Raw genomic sequence first — 2,292 nt, forward strand, 5'->3', positions numbered from 1 at the left:
CCTCACCCATTTCAAGATCGATCAGCCGTGAGCCCTGTCACCGTCCACAACCTCCCGGGACAGAACATCTAGATCACGAAGCGGAGAAGGGCCTGTTCAGGGCGCCGGCACATCACCTACGCTGCCAGCCACGAAGATCCGGGGGGAACATGTGAGAGAGCGGATTCAGCCATGCCCGGAGTGCGGGGCTGAGATCAGGACGGACCCCCGGTTCACCGTGTGGTGTGCCGCGTGCGACTGGAACGTCGATCCGGCGCAGCCGGAGGAGGAGCCCGGCAGACTGCAGCGCCTGCGCCGAGCCCTCGCCCAGCAGCACGGAGAACGGCTCCTGGCCGAGGTGACGGCCGACGGGAACCTCCGGCCGCACTGGGACACGCCCACTGTGCTGGCGTACGCCATCGCTCTGGTCGTCCATGCGCTGACGGCGGCGCTCGTGGTGGGCGGGACCCTGCTCGTGGTCCTCGGCTGGGGCACCGCCCTGCCGGTGCTGGGCGCCTTCCTCCTGGCGATGGCGTGCCTCATGCGCCCCCGCTTCCCCCGTCTGCCCGGGGACGTGCCGGTCCTGTTCCGCCAGGACGCCCCGCGGCTGTTCGCCCTGATCGACGAGGTCGCCGCCGTCGTCGGCACGCGAGGCGTGGACGCCGTGGCGGTCACCGCCGACGTCAACGCGAGTGTGACGACGTACGGCGTACGCGGGCGCCGGGTGCTGACCCTCGGCCTGGGCCTCTGGGAGATCATCACCCCTCAGGAGCGCATCGCCCTCCTGGGCCACGAGTTGGGCCACTACTCCAACGGCGACACCCGCCGCGGCCTGATCCTCTGGCACACGATGAACTCGCTGGACAACTGGCGTGACCTACTGGCCCGCATCCACAACCCGAACCCGATCGAGGTGTTCGTCAACCTGGTCTACGCGGTCCCGCGCGGCCTGCTGCTGGGCCTGTTGATGCTCCTGGACCAGCTGACCCTTCGCGCGTCCCAGCGCTCCGAGTACCTGTCGGACATGTCAGCGGGTCGCGCCGGTTCGACGGAGGCGGCGGTGGGTCTCATGGACCGCCTCCTCGTGGCGGCGTCCGCCGAATCCGTGCTGCTCCGCGAGTCGAACGCCCGACAGGTGGTCCGCAGAGGCGGCACCGGAACCCCAGAGGACCCGCCACAGGCCCTCTGGGACCGCCTGCGCGCCCACGTGGAATCCATCCCGGAGAGCGAGTACGAACGCCAGCGCCGAGCCGGCGTCCTGCGCGGCCACAGCGTCGACGACACTCACCCCCCGACCCACCTCCGCCGCACCCGCCTCCTCACCGCCCCGGCCCTCCCCCCAGCGGTGGCCACCGACACGGCCCGGGAATCCGCCATCACCTCCGAACTGGCCGCCCCCCGCGCAACCATCGCCCGAGCGGTCCTCCGGGGAACCCGGCCATGGGCTTGCCGCTGAGGTTGAAAGGGTGGGTGACAGGAGGCGTTGGCGGTGCCACATCCTCGTCATGAGGTACGCGGATGGCGGCGGTCTGACCGCCGCGGGGCGGGCGAAGCTCGAAGCGGTGCGCTTCGAGGCCGCGGAGATGTTCGAGCACGGGGTGCGGCCGCAGGAGGTGGCCCGCAGGTTACGGGCGTCGCGGAAGTCGGCGTACGCCTGGCACGCCGCCTGGCGCCAGGGCGGCAAAACGGCTCTGGCCTCCAAGGGGGCCGACGGCTTTCCGTACCGGCTCCGCGACGGCCAGGTCGAGTGGTTGCAGCTTGAGCTGGAAGCGGGCCCGGCCGCGCACGGCTGGACGGAGGACCAGCGCTGGAGTCTGGTGAGGGTCGCGGAGCTGATTCACCGCCTGTTCGGCTACCGGTACACCCCGCATGGGGTGTCCGTATCTGCTGCACAGGCTGGGCTGGTCACCGCAGGTCCCCACGCATCGGGCCGTCGAGCGGATTGAGGAAGCCGTGGCCCGCTGGCAGGACACCGCTGGTCAGGGTGACGGGGGAAGGGATCGGGCCGGGTCCTGATGGCCGGGATGATCTGCGTCAGACCGGCCGCGAGACCCGTCTGATCTACCAGACCCAGACATGCCGCGGCCGTACCCGGCGAGAAGAAGGGCTTCCGGGCCCGCGAGTTCGCCCCGCTGATCGTGGTGTGGGACAACGCCAGCACCCACCACGCCAAGGCCTTACGGGAGTTCTGCAACCGAAACAGCGAATGGCTCACCATCGTCGAGCTCCCGCCCTAAGCACTCAACCTAAGGGCTGTCCCGTAAATGATCTCTGAGTCGCTTCGGGTGTGGTTGGCCGTTGCGCCGGCCGGTT

Annotated in this window: 3 protein-coding genes; all 3 read left to right on the plus strand. The window is 70.0% G+C overall.

Annotation, left to right across the window (positions count from 1 at the left end):
* Nucleotides 1-217 precede the first annotated feature (217 nt).
* From I3F58_RS29105 to I3F58_RS29115, 3 genes are read left to right on the plus strand one after another with little or no spacing between them, the layout of a single operon-like run.
* Nucleotides 218-1,435 (plus strand): M48 family metallopeptidase, encoded by a 1,218-nt coding sequence (locus I3F58_RS29105; RefSeq protein WP_240111708.1) that lies wholly within the window; start codon nt 218-220, stop codon nt 1,433-1,435.
* Between the two features lie 49 nt (nt 1,436-1,484).
* The gene (locus I3F58_RS29110) at nt 1,485-1,925 is read left to right on the plus strand and encodes a helix-turn-helix domain-containing protein (RefSeq protein ID WP_240111710.1); all 441 of its coding nucleotides are present in this window, start codon (nt 1,485-1,487) and stop codon (nt 1,923-1,925) included.
* On the plus strand, nt 1,876-1,995 hold the full coding sequence (locus tag I3F58_RS29115) for a winged helix-turn-helix domain-containing protein (RefSeq protein WP_240111709.1): 120 nt from the start codon (nt 1,876-1,878) through the stop codon (nt 1,993-1,995). The genes I3F58_RS29110 and I3F58_RS29115 overlap by 50 nt, the downstream gene beginning before the upstream one ends.
* Nucleotides 1,996-2,292 lie beyond the last annotated feature (297 nt).

Origin of the sequence: Streptomyces sp. MUM 203J (assembly GCF_022414595.1) — a bacterium.
Lineage (GTDB): Bacteria > Actinomycetota > Actinomycetes > Streptomycetales > Streptomycetaceae > Streptomyces.